16 protein-coding genes are annotated in these 14766 nt (G+C 40.9%); 12 read left to right on the forward strand and 4 right to left on the reverse strand.

Features of this window, described 5'->3' with window-relative positions:
* Window positions 1-219: 219 nt before the first annotated feature.
* The 3 genes from H8B21_RS13870 (at window position 220) to H8B21_RS13880 (ending at window position 2017) form a co-directional block, all read left to right on the forward strand.
* Window positions 220-480, forward strand: coding sequence for a hypothetical protein (locus H8B21_RS13870; RefSeq protein ID WP_190314366.1), 261 nt, complete (start codon window positions 220-222; stop codon window positions 478-480).
* A gap of 32 nt (window positions 481-512) precedes the next feature.
* A complete protein-coding gene (locus H8B21_RS13875; RefSeq protein ID WP_190314367.1) occupies window positions 513-1340 on the forward strand; it encodes a helix-turn-helix domain-containing protein in 828 nt (275 codons plus the stop codon).
* A 71-nt stretch (window positions 1341-1411) separates the two neighbouring features.
* Window positions 1412-2017, forward strand: coding sequence for a DUF417 family protein (locus tag H8B21_RS13880; protein WP_190314368.1), 606 nt, complete (start codon window positions 1412-1414; stop codon window positions 2015-2017).
* A 99-nt stretch (window positions 2018-2116) separates the two neighbouring features.
* On the opposite strand, the gene H8B21_RS13885 is transcribed toward H8B21_RS13880, so the two are convergent.
* Window positions 2117-4750: a tetratricopeptide repeat protein gene (locus H8B21_RS13885; RefSeq protein ID WP_223815033.1), complete on the reverse strand. Its 2634-nt coding sequence runs from the start codon at window positions 4748-4750 to the stop codon at window positions 2117-2119.
* Window positions 4751-5225: 475 nt separating this feature from the next.
* Complete coding sequence (locus tag H8B21_RS13890; RefSeq protein WP_190314369.1) at window positions 5226-5393, reverse strand: hypothetical protein; 168 nt, start codon at window positions 5391-5393, stop codon at window positions 5226-5228.
* A gap of 179 nt (window positions 5394-5572) precedes the next feature.
* On the opposite strand from H8B21_RS13890, the gene H8B21_RS13895 reads away from it, so the two are divergent.
* The 3 genes from H8B21_RS13895 to H8B21_RS13905 are packed head-to-tail and all read left to right on the forward strand — an operon-like array spanning window position 5573 to window position 7596.
* Window positions 5573-6847: an ATP-binding protein gene (locus H8B21_RS13895; RefSeq protein WP_223815034.1), complete on the forward strand. Its 1275-nt coding sequence runs from the start codon at window positions 5573-5575 to the stop codon at window positions 6845-6847.
* Window positions 6848-6878: 31 nt separating this feature from the next.
* The gene (locus tag H8B21_RS13900; RefSeq protein ID WP_190314370.1) at window positions 6879-7103 is read left to right on the forward strand and encodes a VF530 family protein; all 225 of its coding nucleotides are present in this window, start codon (window positions 6879-6881) and stop codon (window positions 7101-7103) included.
* A gap of 49 nt (window positions 7104-7152) precedes the next feature.
* On the forward strand, window positions 7153-7596 hold the full coding sequence (locus H8B21_RS13905) for a DinB family protein (protein WP_190314371.1): 444 nt from the start codon (window positions 7153-7155) through the stop codon (window positions 7594-7596).
* 37 nt (window positions 7597-7633) lie between these two features.
* Here H8B21_RS13905 and H8B21_RS13910 read toward each other — a convergent pair whose 3' ends face one another.
* Complete coding sequence (locus H8B21_RS13910) at window positions 7634-8086, reverse strand: GNAT family N-acetyltransferase (protein ID WP_190314372.1); 453 nt, start codon at window positions 8084-8086, stop codon at window positions 7634-7636.
* Between the two features lie 211 nt (window positions 8087-8297).
* On the opposite strand from H8B21_RS13910, the gene H8B21_RS13915 reads away from it, so the two are divergent.
* From H8B21_RS13915 to H8B21_RS13925, 3 genes are read left to right on the forward strand one after another with little or no spacing between them, the layout of a single operon-like run.
* Window positions 8298-9791 carry a gluconokinase gene (locus H8B21_RS13915; RefSeq protein WP_190314373.1) on the forward strand — a complete coding sequence of 498 codons (1494 nt, stop codon included), beginning with the start codon at window positions 8298-8300 and terminating at the stop codon, window positions 9789-9791.
* A 13-nt stretch (window positions 9792-9804) separates the two neighbouring features.
* Entirely contained in the window at window positions 9805-11124 is a 1320-nt protein-coding gene (locus H8B21_RS13920; RefSeq protein ID WP_190314374.1) for a gluconate:H+ symporter, read from the forward strand.
* Between the two features lie 58 nt (window positions 11125-11182).
* Entirely contained in the window at window positions 11183-11833 is a 651-nt protein-coding gene (locus H8B21_RS13925; RefSeq protein ID WP_190314375.1) for a YiiX/YebB-like N1pC/P60 family cysteine hydrolase, read from the forward strand.
* Window positions 11834-11859: 26 nt separating this feature from the next.
* Here the strand turns inward: H8B21_RS13925 and H8B21_RS13930 are convergent, their stop codons facing one another.
* A complete protein-coding gene (locus H8B21_RS13930) occupies window positions 11860-12276 on the reverse strand; it encodes a VOC family protein (protein WP_190314376.1) in 417 nt (138 codons plus the stop codon).
* 226 nt (window positions 12277-12502) lie between these two features.
* Here H8B21_RS13930 and H8B21_RS13935 point away from each other — a divergent pair, with 226 nt between their 5' ends.
* The 3 genes from H8B21_RS13935 (at window position 12503) to H8B21_RS13945 (ending at window position 14761) form a co-directional block, all read left to right on the forward strand.
* Window positions 12503-13003 (forward strand): DinB family protein, encoded by a 501-nt coding sequence (locus H8B21_RS13935; RefSeq protein ID WP_190314377.1) that lies wholly within the window; start codon window positions 12503-12505, stop codon window positions 13001-13003.
* A 184-nt stretch (window positions 13004-13187) separates the two neighbouring features.
* Window positions 13188-14378 (forward strand): D-arabinono-1,4-lactone oxidase, encoded by a 1191-nt coding sequence (locus tag H8B21_RS13940; RefSeq protein ID WP_190314378.1) that lies wholly within the window; start codon window positions 13188-13190, stop codon window positions 14376-14378.
* Window positions 14375-14761 carry a sensory rhodopsin transducer gene (locus tag H8B21_RS13945; RefSeq protein WP_223815035.1) on the forward strand — a complete coding sequence of 129 codons (387 nt, stop codon included), beginning with the start codon at window positions 14375-14377 and terminating at the stop codon, window positions 14759-14761. The genes H8B21_RS13940 and H8B21_RS13945 overlap by 4 nt, the downstream gene beginning before the upstream one ends.
* Window positions 14762-14766 lie beyond the last annotated feature (5 nt).

The following is a 14766-nucleotide window of genomic DNA, read 5'->3' on the forward strand; positions in this document are numbered from 1 at the left end:
TATTCTCATTCTAATCGCGTTTACTGCAACACATTCATTTGCCCAAACACTGAACACGATGTACTGATGTGCTTCAAAATGACTTGATGGCTAGATTTACGATTTTTTGGGGTATCGGCTCAGAAAATATACATTCACATTTCTACCAATATTTCGTATTTTTAGAAAAAAAAGAAATTATGAATTATATACAAAATCGACTAAAGAAAATTTCGATATATGAAACCAAATAATTTGACTGAATTTACTAATAATCAATTGTTCCAAAAAATAAAAAACATAAAGAAGAACAGAATAATAAACGCCTTTATCGTTGGAGCTACCGTGGGAATTTTCTTCTTCGGAGTAATGAAAAATGGACTAGGTGTGTTTACGTTTTTTCCTTTAGTCATCGGATATTTGGTAATTAAAAATTCAGCAGGAGATAAAATTATTGAACAGGAAATCTGGAAAGAAATGCGGTCTAGGAATTTGGTGTAAAATTATCTGCCTTTACTAAATAAGATCAAATTATGCACAGAGGTATCAGGGTTCGTGACAACAAATATTCCGAAAGCGACATCATAATAAATGATGCCTATTACTATGTACTAATACTAAAACAGGTAAAGGAGGTAGCAATCAATGTAGTGAATTATAATATTTCGGATTGTTGCATTTTATTTCTATCGCCATTCCAATTAGCAAGACTTCACGTAAACGAGCATTCAACGGTTCACATCTTACACTTCCACGCAGATTTTTATTGCATTGAGTATCACAAAAAAGAAGTAGCGTGTAATGGTGTATTGTTTAATAATATTTTTGAGCAACCGTTTATTCACGCGTCTCCAAATTTTAGCGACGAAGTGTATTGGTTTTTTGAACGAATAGCGCGTCTTCAAAAATCGAATGAATCATATGATTCATCAATTATGAAATCTTACTTGCAGCTTATTTTAGCGATTTGCAATAAGGAAATGGTTCTTCAAAGAAGAAAATGTACGACTGCAGCCATTCATTCATTATCCGAATTTACGGATTTAATTAATGAGAATTTTATTCGACACCGAACAGTGCAGTTTTATGCAGATTATTACAAAATGGGCAAATCAACTTTTAGCAAGCGAGTTAAGAGTGAATATAGTAGAACACCTCTGGAACTGATACAAGAGCGATTGATCTTAGAAGCAAAAAAACTTTTGCATTTAACCTACAAAAGTGTAAAAGAAATAGCATCTGAATTGCAATTTCAAGATGTATTCTATTTCAGCAGATTCTTTAAGAAACATGTGGGGGTGTCACCTAAAAAGTTTAGAGATACAGTAGGGATAGCAGAAGTGGCAAAAAAGTCCATATAATTTACGAAGTTGTCCATTTTTAGTAGTTTGCATTAAACATAATTTAGCATTGTGTAAATTAGTTAGTAAACATGAAAAATTTGTTAGTATTCTTCGAGCGTTCCAATGCATATTTCGTTAATTTCTTACGTATATCAATTTTTGTCGTAACTGCATGGATTGGCGGATTAAAAGCTTTTCAATATGAAGCAGATGGTATTGTGCCATTTGTCATTAATAGTCCATTTATGAGTTTCTTTTATACTAAATCAGAAGCGATGGAAAGTAATAAGGATGGGATTTTAATAAAACAATATCAATTACACAAAAACCCTGAAGGCTTAGTTGTAAGTAAGAATATTGAATGGCATAAGGAAAATGGCACATATATATTCTCTTACGGACTGGGTATTGTAATTTGTGTCATAGGTATTTTAGTTCTGCTTGGAATATGGTTTCCTAAAGTTGGATTTTTTGGGGGGATGTTGACTTTTGGGATGTCAATTATTACGCTTTCATTTTTAATTACTACTCCAGAAGTTTATGTACCAAATTTAGGAGGAGACTTTCCGACACCGCAATTTGGATTTCCTTATTTATCAGGAGCAGGACGATTGGTTTTAAAGGACATTATAATGATGGCTGCAGCATTAATTCTTGTATCAGATTCAGCTAGAAAATGGTTGAAACACATTTAAAAAATACTACTGCTTCGACAACGACAAGTTGTTGACCTTTGTGCAATTCCTAATCGACAGTTTCCGAGTTGATTGATAAGAGATAAAGATTTATATAAGTCACTTAATCTTCAATTTCTTTAAACGTTCTTTTGCTGAAGGAATGACATCATCATCTCCTTCATAATTTTCAATCACACTTTCCAACGTACTCTTCGCCTGGAGTTTATTACCTTTTACAGAATAGGTATCTGCAAGCAGAAGGAAGCTCTTGGCCACCCAGTAATCATGTGCCCCCATATTGTTGATCACATCAAAAGCTGTTTCTTGAGCTTTGTCGTATTGCTTGGATTCATACTGCAATTGTCCAACGCGATACCGTGCCTCTGCGCCGACTGCCGTTTGGCTCTTAAGCGCCGCCAGATTCAGTTCCTTCAGGGCAGACGTCACATTTCCTTCCTGCAGCATGGCCCGCGCACCGTACAAGTGCGCCTTGGCAATGTCTTCCTCGGATGAGCGATCGTAACTCTTTATCAACTTCGCATACTTCGCCACCTGCTCCAAGTCACCGAGTTCGAAATAACAAATCATCAGGTTAGTTACCGCGTAGTTATAGTTTTCTTTATATTCCGAATTGAGCTCCAATTTTTTGAGGTGTACAATGGCTTCGTTGTATTCCTCCAGTTCTAGGTATAACGCAGCTACCGTCAGCAAGGTGCTCTCTGTATACTTGCTCGTCCAGTCGTTCAGGATAATGTTCAAGTCGCGCAGCGCTTCTTTTGGGTGTCCAGTACGGTACAAACTCACCCCACGGATATAACGGGCATGTTTTTCCTTTATCGGTTTCGGAAATTTATCAAAATAAGCATTGATTGCTTCAACCGCCGCCCCATATGCCCCCTTAATAAACAAAGAGTTGGCGACTTCAAAAGTGAAATTATCCTGCTGTGCAGCAGTGAGGTTACTGATGTTGGTATTGGTCGCATAATGGATATAACCGGAAGCATCCCCTTGATCCAAGTAAATGTTTTCAATGGAACGCAATGCTTGCCCTGCTTCATCCGTCTTCGAATGTTCTTCTACCACCTTCTGGAAAGAGGCTTTGGCTGCTTCGGTCTCACCTTTATCGTACTGGACAAGCCCAATGGTCATCAATGCACGGGGCACATAGCTGCTTCTAGGATATTTTTCGACCATTTTCTGCAGTCCTTCGATAGCGGTATCGTAATCTCCCGAAGTAAAATATGTATATGGAACCTCAAAGGCCACATCATCCGCATAGTTTGATCCGGGGAATTTCTCCAAAACAGACCACAGGGTGCTGATTTTAGTTTCATTGTCGCCTTGCAATCCATAAATAATTCCTCGCTGGAACAGCGCGTAGTCTTGGTTGGGAGCTTTGTTATCTATCAGCTGATTATAGTATCGGTTTGCCCGTCCATAATCGCGCACGGACAAATACGAATCACCCAAGCGTGCGATCACGTCATGACGCACATTTTCGTCTATCGAATGTCCATCAGTCGCCAAAAAACGCTCAAAGTAATCAGCTGCCATGGCAAAGCTGTTATTTCGAAACGCCGCATATGCCAGCCCATAGTTTGCATAATTGTATACTTCGGTGTTTCGTGCGGCGGGCAATCGAAGGAACCGGGAAAAGTTTTCCACCGCCTCCTTGTACTTACGCACTTCATACATTGCTTCTGCTTTCCAATACGTTGCCAACGCCGCCATTTCCTCATCTATCGGGAATTTTTCCGATCTCATAAACATAGATATACTATTTTCGAACGCACGCTCATTATAGAATTCCAGAGCACGGTAATACGTTGCTTTTTGATAGGTTACATCGGCTTCGCGGCTTCTTTTGTTTAACGATTCCAGCATACTTACTCCAGCATGAAAATTACTCGTACCCAACAAAACAGCTATGGATAATGTTTGCGCACTCTCCGGTGCGTTGCCATCACGATCCCTATCGACATGTTTCTTCGCGACATAGCCTTGGAGTAATTTTAAGGCGACTTGGGTGGAGTCTAGTTCATGTAAGACTTTGGCGTAGTTATACAACGCTATCATTTTCAATTCCGGATCGAGATCCATTCTCGACGCTTGGAGAAAAGCATTCCGCGCACGTTCTTTATCGCCGGTCTCTATACCAATATTGCCCAAAGTAATTATAGCGCCCTGATAAAAGGCATCCGATTTTTCCAAACTCTCCAAAATAGAGGTCGCTCTTGGATACTCCCCTGCACGATAGGCCAAATAACTAATTCGGTAATTGTCGATATTGTCGCGTGAAGCGTTGGGATTCCGTTTAAGCAATTCATCATTGTAGGCTTGCTTGAAACCATTTATTGAAAAATAGGTAGCGGCGGCGATCTGCTGCAGCTCATTCTCAATCGCGTCCCTGTTGATACGCATATCCGGACTCCGGCGGGCCTTTACGGCATCGGCCAGCATCGGACGGTAATCGCGTACGATATCAATGGAATCCATAACTTGAGTTTGCCTTTCCCGTTGCTCACTAGGTTGTCGTTTCTCTTTCTGTTGTTTATCCTCTTCCTGCGCATACCCCATAATCAGCAAAGCTGAAAAGATCCCGGTAAGCAGGTATTTCAGGTAGTTATAGCCGATGTTTTCTTTCAATGTCATTGTTCTTCCGTATTTCTGAATTTCTCCAAACGTTCCTTCGCCTAGGAGATAATACTGTAATCTTCTCCTAACGCTATAGCCAAAACTAAAGAAATCCATTCAATTATGTGAATCGTCTGCAAAAAATGGACCCTAAATTAATTCACTTCTGATAAATTCATAAATTTCTTCATCATTACTGGGGTCGACGAAGCCTGTATGACCGGAAAATACGCCCCGTCCGGCACTAAAATAACCATCAAACAAGGGTATGATTTGAAGTTTGAGTTGATTGATTATGGGGAGGGAGTAGAAACTTAATTGTAATACCCAACTGCCCTAAATGATAAAGGTCATGATGGATAAGCCCTTCTATCAGATATTTAAAACTTTCATTATTGCGATAGCGCTTATCAAGAAATGTATCATCTTTTTTCTCTAAAATTTCAGTAAGTGTATACTAACTTTGGAAAAAATCATTCTTTAAATTCTGCCATCCAATTTCCATTAACTCCTCATTCGTTCGCCAGTTTTCAGGGCTATCTATTGTTAATTTGGCATCGAGGTTTTTTAACTTCCGCACTGTTTCTAACCTCTATACCAATACATGGGAAATGAGTTCCGCACCACTATGCAGTTCCGGTAAAGGTCTTTTGAAGACTTTATCCTCTGCGACGCTTCCAAGCTTCTTTACAAAATTTTCATCTAGCCAATTTTCCTGCCACTGTAAGTCCTGCAGTTGCGAAATAATGTTTTGAATCATAATTTTGCGATTGAAAATAGCAAATCCGAACTAAAATATCAACGGTACAATCGATTTCCCAAGATTTCTTAACACTGTCTTTAATGAGATAAACCGCTCACGGGTTAAATTACTATTTTTTTTAGCTAAAGCACGCTTTAGTTAAATAGGTTTTGTTAGATTTGGACTATAGGTTTATAATGATGAAGAACAGTACTAAAATAACGAATGCGAGTATAGAGTCCGCAGGGCTGCCAAAGGATGTGAAACAAGTCATTGCAGAATATGTATGGAACGGTTTTGATGCCAAAGCCACTGTTGTAGCCATTGATATATCGAGCAATGAACTGGGCTATATAGAACGTATTCGCATTAGCGATAATGGTGAAGGTATCACACACGACACTTTGGACTATTCCTTCGGTAACTTTCTGGATTCCTTAAAAAAAGGACAAGCCAAACGGACTTCTTATACGCGCGGTAAAAAGGGCAAGGGCCGGTTTTCTTTCTCGCTGTTCGCAACACGTGCTACTTGGTATACGGTGGTAGCTGACGGAGAAAACCTGATGCAGTATAAACTGGTAATAAACAGGGACGCTAAGGAAGAGTATGATAGCTCGGAACCACAGCGCTCTAATGCGTCACACACCGGGACGACCGTGGTATTGGAGGGTGTATTTGGCCTGAATGCTGCAACTCTACAATCGGAGGAGTTTATGGATTTTCTAGCACAAGAATTTGGCTGGTTCTTACACCTTAACAAGGATTTGGGGCACAGCATTATGATAAATGGCAAGCCTATCTCCTACCAGCAACTGATTCAGGAAACGGACGAAACTTCTTTTACAATATACAGCACCGAGGAGAATTCTTTCGTATTCAAGGTAAACTATATCCGGTGGAAATATCCCATCGGTGACCGCTACTATTATTACTTCATGAATAACGATAAGGTGGAAATAGCTAAGTTGCTGAGCAGTTTTAACAATAATGCAATCGAATTTCATCATTCTGTGTATGTGGAATCGGCTTTTTTCAACGGTTTTGAGCAATCCGATATGATGCTATCCAACGAAGGAAACTTATTTAGCGAGAAAGAACAGCAAGTGGTATACCGAAGACTAATAACAGAGCTGCGCGACATGCTGGACCGTAAGCAGAAGAAGTATGTGCGCGAGCAGGCAGTGGATGTCAAACTGCAGGAACTTATACAAAAGAATCTATTGCCTCGCTATGACTCTTCGGAAGTGGATAAACAGCGTAAGGCGGTCCTAATGCAACTGATACAGGAGTTGTATATCGCAGATCCGCGAGCTTTTGTAGGCATCAAAGCTGACCTCGTCAGAACCTACCTAGGATTTCTGGATCTATTACTGCAAACGGACCGCAAAGCGGAGATACTCCCCATCGTAGAGCAGGCTATCCCACTATCGGACAAAGAACGGGAAAGGATCAGAAAGATATTGGAAAAATAAAAACAATCACTATTTTTTGTAATTTTATTGCATGGACAAACAACCAAATAACCCTTTACATGGCAAACGGCTCGATACGATTATCGAAGAATTGCTGATGTACTATGGCAGTTGGAAAGCGCTAGGCCAAGAGATACGGATTAATTGTTTCATTGACAATCCAAGTCTAAAATCATCGTTGACTTTTTTAAGGAAAACCCCCTGGGCCCGTAAGAAAGTAGAGGATTTATATCTTGCCACTTTTACAAAGCAATAAGTGCGTTAATTTATTTTGAGAATTTAAATCCATCTACACGGATAGAATAATGATACAATTCTTCAGGGAACTTTTCGATTACAATTTCGAATGCAACCAAAGATTGGCACAGGCGATAGTCTTACAACAAGAACAACTACCTGAAAGGGTCGTCAGCTTATATAGTCACATACTTGACGCGCACCAAATCTGGAACAATAGGATTGATCCAAAAGAAAAGACCTTCGGGGTGTGGCAGATACACGACACCGCTGAGTTTATAAGTCTGGATCTAACAAACTATGAGCATTCGTTAAGTATTTTGGAGAGTTCCGACCTCAACCAAGCTGTAAATTACAAAAACAGTACAGGGCGGCATTTTACCTCCTCTATACGAAACATCATGTTTCATATTATCAACCATTCTACCTATCACCGCGCGCAGATTGCCACGGAATTCAGACAGAGTAGTCTGGATCCTTTGATGACAGACTATATTATGATCAAGAGATAGTTTTATTTCGTACTGACATGAGATACGAGATACTCTGTCAAAAGTCAATAGATACATTGATCCATTCAGGATCAAAGTGCGCATTATATTTTTTATAAAAGTCGATTGCAGATTCGTTCCAATCCAATACTTGCCATACGATACCGTTATATTTTTTGGCTTTACCGTATGCAATTAATTCATCCAAAAGCTTTTTCCCAATCCCTGCTCCGCGCATGGCCTCGGTTACTATTAGATCTTCTAGATATAGGCGGCGTCCCTTCCAGGTTGAATAGCGGTCATAATGCAAGGCAATACCGACAATTACTCCATTTACCTCGGCTACCAACGCACCCCAAATTGGTTTAGCTCCGAATCCACACGCTACCATCTCTGCTAACGTAATAGTCACTTCTTCGGGAGCTTTTTCATACAAAGCAAGCTCTTTAACCAATTCCAATATACGTGGGCAATCTTCTTTTTTTGCTTCTCTTATCTTTAGATGTTGCATTTATTAAAAAAAATAGATCGATTTTTATTTAGTAAAAACGCGAATTTACGAATTACAACTGGACTTAACGTTATCCGTGCATCTTCAATATTATTCATGGTATCCAATATAATGCGAATATTTGATCCGTAGACCAAATATTTTAGTAAGGATGGTGTATAAATGAGATACATGTTCGTACCTTGTACTCGGCTTTTCAAGTAAGTAAAATATGATCATTGGTTTAGATATTGGAACATCATCAACAAAAGCAATCGCATTTGACCAAATAGGCACAATTATTACGCAATTTAGCGTACCATATCCTATTTTATCTCCACAAAGTGGTTTTTACGAACAAGATCCACTCCAAATCTATGAGGCTTGTATACGCGCAGTGTCAGAAGTGATGGATGCCTTGAAGAATAGCAGCCAGGAATATCGTCTAGAGGGTATAGCTTTGAGTAGCGCCATGCATGGGGTAATCGCCATGGATGATATGGGTACTCCTCTTACAAATTGCATTATTTGGGCCGATACGCGGAGTCAGGATATTGCGGATAACCTAAGAGGGACTTCTGCAGGCCATCAGCTATTCCGAGAAACAGGTACACCGATACACCCGATGTCTCCGCTATGCAAGCTAATCTGGATAAATAAGCATATGCCAAATATCTTTCATAAAACACATAAGTTTATAGGAATAAAAGAATACATCTTTTTTCAACTGTTCAGGACCTATGTTGTAGATTATTCTATTGCTTCGGCAACGGGTTTATTGGATATCCATAGGATGCATTGGAGTGAACTAGCGCTTTCAAAGGCAGGAATAACAGATAAACAATTATCTTCACTAGTTTCGGTTGATTATGTACTAACGGTGGATAATGAGGCTACAGCATGCCTATGGGGAATTCCTATAGGCACACCTTTCGTGATTGGTGCTAGCGACGGATGTCTTGCTAATTTAGGTGTCGGGGCAACGACGCCTGGGATTGCCTCCGTGACTGTCGGCACCAGTGGAGCTATAAGAGTAGTGACTGATCGTTCCAATACAGACTCCAAAGAGCGGGTTTTCAGTTATATCCTTCGTCCTGGCGAATTTGTGGTGGGTGGCGCGATTAACAATGCCGGAGTCGTGCGAAAATGGTTTATGGAGCAGTTTATGTCTGAATTCCCTCAATTATCCCTAGGAATGGATGCCGCGGCTTTATTTGATAACGAAGTCCGATCGGTCGCACCTGGGTCGGACGGGCTGATATTTCTACCTTATGTTACGGGAGAACGTGCGCCATATTGGGATGCAAAGGCAAAAGGTGTTTATTTTGGCATCCAACTTCAGCATAGTAGAGCACACTTTGCGCGTGCGATGATTGAAGGGATGCTATTTGCGTTGTTGAGTGTTGGAATTGCACTGGAAGAAACGACACAGCCTATAGAAATTATTTATGCGAGTGGTGGCCTAGCACGTTCCGTGCTGTGGGTTCAAATGCTGGCCGACGTATTTAACAAACCTGTGTATGTAAAAGAGAATGTAGAAAGTTCGGCATGGGGAGCTGCTATCATAGGAATGGAAGCACTTGGCATCAGTAGAGCATATCTATCGACACATACACTTGATGCGCACAGCACACAATATCTTCCTGATGAGCATAACCACCGAATTTACATGGAGAACTTTCGGAAATTTGAACGTCTCTATTTCAAATTGAAGGAAGAGTTTTAAAATCATTTTTATTATGCCATTATTGATTGTTTTCGCTGGAATAGTTTTACTTCTACTATTAATAACAGTAGTTAAGCTCAATTCGATTATTTCTTTACTAATTACGTCGATAGCCGTTGGTTTCGCTATGGGAATGGATGGAACGTCTATTATGAAATCTGTGGAGGTTGGCGTGAGTAGCACAATGGGACAGTTGGCTTTAATACTTGCCTTCGGTGCAATTTTAGGAAGGTTGTTAGCTGATGGTGGAGCAGCCCAAAAGATAACCGATGTTTTGACAAGAGTATTTGGTGTGAGGTATATCCCTTGGGCTATGGTGCTAACAGGATTTCTCGTAGGAATACCGCTTTTTTATAACGTAGGGTTCATCGTGTTGGTTCCGTTTGTTTTTATGGTATGTCGATCGAACAAGCTTCCATTATTATATGTGGGTATACCCTTACTTGCGGCACTATCTGTAACGCACGGTTATCTGCCACCACACCCTGGAGCAACGGCTATTGCGATCATATTTCAGGCAGATATTGGGTTAACGATGATCTATGGAATGATTGTCGCCGTGCCAGCTATCATTATCAGTGGTCCAATTTTTGGACGATTCTTGAAATCTATACCTACCAATCCGCCCGAAGAACTATTTGTCCCTCCATCCAAAGTCCAGACAGCTTACCCTGGATTTGCACTTAGTATTTTTACGGGATTGTTTCCGGTTTTTCTCATCGCGCTGGGATCATTCGGACCTATGTTTCTTCCTGAAAACTCCCAATTTCTCCAGGTTATACTATTTCTGGGAGATCCTGTCTTTGCTTTACTTTTAGCGGCCCTAATGGCAATGTACACCATGGGGATAAGGCAGGGCAAGAGCCTGAAGCAGCAGGCTGAGAGCATTGAAGAAGCGCTCCGTGGTGTAACAATGATACTGTTTATTATCGGGGCATCTGGCGTGTTCAAACAAGTGCTCGTGGACAGTGGCTTGGCACAATATATCACGGAAATTACTGCTGACCTTACGCTCTCACCATTAGTTCTAGCCTGGGCAATTGCCGCTATTATACGTCTTGCCGTTGGATCAGCTACTGTGGCTGGGCTTACGACCGCGGGGATTATGCTACCGATCCTGGAGTCTTCACACAGCAGTCCCGAACTTATGGTGTTGGCGACCGGAGCAGGAAGTCTCATGTTTTCGCATGTAAATGATACCGGTTTCTGGATGTTTAAAGAATATTTTGGATTGACTATGCGGGATACTTTCCTATCGTGGTCCATTATGGAAACATTGGTTTCTATTATTGGCTTATTTGGCGTTTTAGTCCTAAACTGGCTTGTCGGCTAGCTGATTTTAAGAGAAAGATGAAGCTGATAAAGTATTTATCTATATATTCGTTGCTAGGATGAAGCAAGCAGCAATTTTACTAGCGTTGGTATTTCAGGTATTATGCGTATGTGCACAAGACAGCATAGCGTATAGGGGATTAACGATCCGTCATGGTGATCTTTTATTTGTTGGAGCACAGTCTGAAAATCTCTCCGGCGCTATCAACCGCGTCACACAACGGACAAACAATACTTCTTTCGATCATATAGGCCTCATCGAAATAGCGCACGGACAACCCTATATACTCCATGCAAGTAGTAAGAAAGGTTCTGTAAAGGAACCTTTGGATAGTTTAATAAGAATCGATCATGAAGCTACAAGGCTATTTGCCATATATCGCATTGATAGCATTTACCAAAATGCTATCCCTAAGGCAATAGAAAGGGCACACCAACTGTTGGGTAAGCCTTACAATTGGAGTTATACGCTAAATGACAGTTCGTATTACTGTTCAGACTTTGTGGAAAGAGCTTTTCGACACATCAGGTTATTTGAACTAGAACCCATGACATTCAAGAATCCAAAGACAGGTGAGTTTGATGAGTTTTGGATAAGTTTCTACGCGAATCAGGGTCGAGAAATACCAGAAGGCGAATTAGGATGCAACCCTAATGGTATGGCGGCCAATCCCCATATCCATCATGTCGGTTCTTTTCACGGTTTGTAACAAACATTACGAGAGGAATATTTTTATTATTCCTTTTGTTCAGCTGGGATTTTTGACATATCCATATAGAAAATCTCCCAAGTGTGCCCATCTAAGTCTTCAATAGTACGCTGTTGCATAAAGCCATAATCTTTCATTTCGCTGGGTTCCACTCCTCCTGCACTCAATCCATTTGTCACGATATTATTGACCTCGTCAACACTGTCCACCGATAATGAAAAAAGTCCCGCGACATTATTTTTTGTGTCTGCAATAGGTTTAGTCGCAAACGTTGCAAACTTTTCGTGCGTCAAAAGCATCACAAAAATGTGATCACTCCATACCATACATTTTCCTGCGTCATCCGAAAATTGAGGGTTGTTTGTAAAACCCAATGCAGTATAAAAGCCCATTGACTTTTGTAAATCTCTTACTGCTAAATTGATAAAAACTTGTTTTGCCATTGTATCGCTTTACATTAATGAAATTCTTCTACAAGTTACTGTGTTTCAAGTTTTGTCAGCTTGTCTTATGGCAAGAAATCCGATTCGGATTAAATACTGCAACGCTCTGTTGCAGTTTTGTAGGTTCATTAATATATTTTCAAATAGTAATTTACCAGATTCCAAATCAGTCAAAACTTTCTCGGATCAATTGTGTTTTCATCATAGTAAATTATAAATTAAGCATATGATACTCAAATATTGGCTTCAAGAGTTTGAACAGGAAACGAATAACACACGCAAATTGCTTCAATCGATACCGCAAAAGGATCTCGGTTATCGTCCGTCAGATATCTCTTGGACGATGGGCGAACTGGCACAACATATTGCTACCATATACTATTGGTACGTGGGAACACTTACACAAGATGTTTATGATATCGCAACCGACCGCCTGGAAAGAGGAAGCCCAAATGACATAAAAGCTACGCTGGCATTGTTCGAGGATAACGTTAAAAAAGCAAGAACAGCATTGGCGTCCCTCACCGAAGAGCAGCTTTCAGATGAATGGACGATGAAAGCCGGAAACAAAGTTGTTCTCGGTCCTATGCCGCGTGGAATAGTCGCCAGAAGTTTTCTGTTCAACCACATCTATCATCATCGTGGAGAAATGATCGTGTATTTACGCGCTACAGGTAATAAAGTGCCAGGGTTATATGGCCCGACGTATGAAGACGGTGCTGGTTAAAACTTCCATCTGAAAACTTGCTATTTGGCTTGCTTCATTATTTGTACACTGTCTACGACCCGACAGTATTCTGCAGGGTCTTTACCTGACGTAATTTGGATCGTTATTTTCTTAATCACTATCCCTTATTCATTCATAGTGAGTTTTGTATAGTTATCTTTATATGGCAATTTTCCGTGAAAATATGAATAAATCCGAGCAAAGTAACTGGGCGGGAAATATCCGTTTCGAACCTCATGAATATTACGTAGCAGACGACGAACAGACATTGATTCGCACGCTAAAAAAAGCAAACCTGGATGGGAAGACAGTACGAGCTTCGGGAGCACGTCATTCTTGTTCCCCTGTAATCGAAACGGACGATATATTGATATCACTTGATAGGTTTAAGCAGTTCCACGGCGTAAATGATAAACAAACAGAGGCGACCGTCGGAGCCGGAATGACGGTGGAAGAAGTTGGTAAGGCGTTATTCAGATATCATCTCGCTATGGAAAATACTGGACATATCGATCAGCAGTCGTTAGGCGGTGCTATCAGTACGGGGACGCACGGAGCCGGGAAAAAACTAACCAATCTCTCCGGGCAGGTGACAGCGATAAGGTTGATTACAGCAGCCGGCGAAATCAAAACATATAATGATTATGATCACGCTGAAATCATGCGGGCACTGCGGGTTTCTTTAGGATCTCTGGGTATTTTCACTCAAATAACCTTAAGGGTAATTCCTGCATTCCAGGTTCAGCGCCAGCATTATTGCACTTCGGTTGCAGACTGTCTGAAGCACTTACCTGCATTGATGGAGGAGAATCGTAATTTCGGATTTTACTGGTATCCGCGCCGTGATGACATAAGTCTTCGCTTGTGGAATGTACCCGGTACGGGCACACAACAACTGCCTTTTGCCCGTCTTGACAAAGAAGAAACTGGATGGGGTAAAGATCTACTGCCAACACCTCATGAGCTTCGCTATGTTGAACTGGAATATTCTTTTCCCATAGAACTTGCCACCGATTGTTTTATGGAAATTAGGGAACGTATTCTTAAAAAGCATCGACAGCAAGTCGGTTGGCGCGTATTGTTTAGACCTGTAGCAGCAGACAACAACTACTTGAGCAATGCGTATGGTAGACAATCTGTAGCGATAACTGTCCATCAGAACGCGGGCTTACCCTATCAGGAATACTTCAAGGATATCGAACAGGTATTTCAGGCTTACGATGGCAGACCGCATTGGGGCAAAATGCATAGTATGTCCGCCAGTCAATTGAAACAGCGCTATCCAGAATGGGATACCTTCCAGCATATCCGGGAAGAGTTAGATCCCAAAGGAACGCTGCTTACTCCTTATTTAAAACGTATTTTAATAGAATGATGAGCAAACAGACTTACATCGGACATAGAACTTGGGCCATTCCTGGTTGCTGTATTCCAGCTGAAAGTACAGGCGATGAACCTGTTAATACAAGCCGCGATGAAATCAGTATATTGAATACCGGAGGATCGGTAGTCTCTATCACTATTACTATTTATTATGCAGATAGGGAACCGGCTGGTCCATACCGCATCTCCGTGGATGCAGAGCGAAGCCGTAGCATCCGATTCAACGACCTAATAGATCCAGAAGCCATCTTATTGCAAAAGGAATTCGCTGTCCTCCTACAATCAGACAAGCCTATAGTTGTCCAATTCAATCGACTCGATACAGCCAATGGAGGGCGAAACCACAGCACGACAATGGCCTTTCCGATTACCTAAATTTA

It is taken from the genome of Sphingobacterium chuzhouense (assembly GCF_014692525.1).
Classification (GTDB): Bacteria; Bacteroidota; Bacteroidia; order Sphingobacteriales; family Sphingobacteriaceae; genus Sphingobacterium; species Sphingobacterium chuzhouense.

Excerpts from the sequence above, each read along its gene's own strand:
- H8B21_RS13870 (WP_190314366.1), top strand. The coding sequence starts at position 220 with ATGAAACCAAATAATTTGACTGAATTTACTAATAATCAATTGTTCCAA.
- H8B21_RS13875 (WP_190314367.1), top strand. The coding sequence starts at position 513 with ATGCACAGAGGTATCAGGGTTCGTGACAACAAATATTCCGAAAGCGAC.
- H8B21_RS13880 (WP_190314368.1), top strand. The coding sequence starts at position 1,412 with ATGAAAAATTTGTTAGTATTCTTCGAGCGTTCCAATGCATATTTCGTT.
- H8B21_RS13885 (WP_223815033.1), bottom strand. The coding sequence starts at position 4,750 with ATGGATTTCTTTAGTTTTGGCTATAGCGTTAGGAGAAGATTACAGTAT.
- H8B21_RS13890 (WP_190314369.1), bottom strand. The coding sequence starts at position 5,393 with ATGATTCAAAACATTATTTCGCAACTGCAGGACTTACAGTGGCAGGAA.
- H8B21_RS13895 (WP_223815034.1), top strand. The coding sequence starts at position 5,573 with ATGATGAAGAACAGTACTAAAATAACGAATGCGAGTATAGAGTCCGCA.
- H8B21_RS13900 (WP_190314370.1), top strand. The coding sequence starts at position 6,879 with ATGGACAAACAACCAAATAACCCTTTACATGGCAAACGGCTCGATACG.
- H8B21_RS13905 (WP_190314371.1), top strand. The coding sequence starts at position 7,153 with ATGATACAATTCTTCAGGGAACTTTTCGATTACAATTTCGAATGCAAC.
- H8B21_RS13910 (WP_190314372.1), bottom strand. The coding sequence starts at position 8,086 with ATGCAACATCTAAAGATAAGAGAAGCAAAAAAAGAAGATTGCCCACGT.
- H8B21_RS13915 (WP_190314373.1), top strand. The coding sequence starts at position 8,298 with ATGATCATTGGTTTAGATATTGGAACATCATCAACAAAAGCAATCGCA.
- H8B21_RS13920 (WP_190314374.1), top strand. The coding sequence starts at position 9,805 with ATGCCATTATTGATTGTTTTCGCTGGAATAGTTTTACTTCTACTATTA.
- H8B21_RS13925 (WP_190314375.1), top strand. The coding sequence starts at position 11,183 with ATGAAGCAAGCAGCAATTTTACTAGCGTTGGTATTTCAGGTATTATGC.
- H8B21_RS13930 (WP_190314376.1), bottom strand. The coding sequence starts at position 12,276 with ATGGCAAAACAAGTTTTTATCAATTTAGCAGTAAGAGATTTACAAAAG.
- H8B21_RS13935 (WP_190314377.1), top strand. The coding sequence starts at position 12,503 with ATGATACTCAAATATTGGCTTCAAGAGTTTGAACAGGAAACGAATAAC.
- H8B21_RS13940 (WP_190314378.1), top strand. The coding sequence starts at position 13,188 with ATGAATAAATCCGAGCAAAGTAACTGGGCGGGAAATATCCGTTTCGAA.
- H8B21_RS13945 (WP_223815035.1), top strand. The coding sequence starts at position 14,375 with ATGATGAGCAAACAGACTTACATCGGACATAGAACTTGGGCCATTCCT.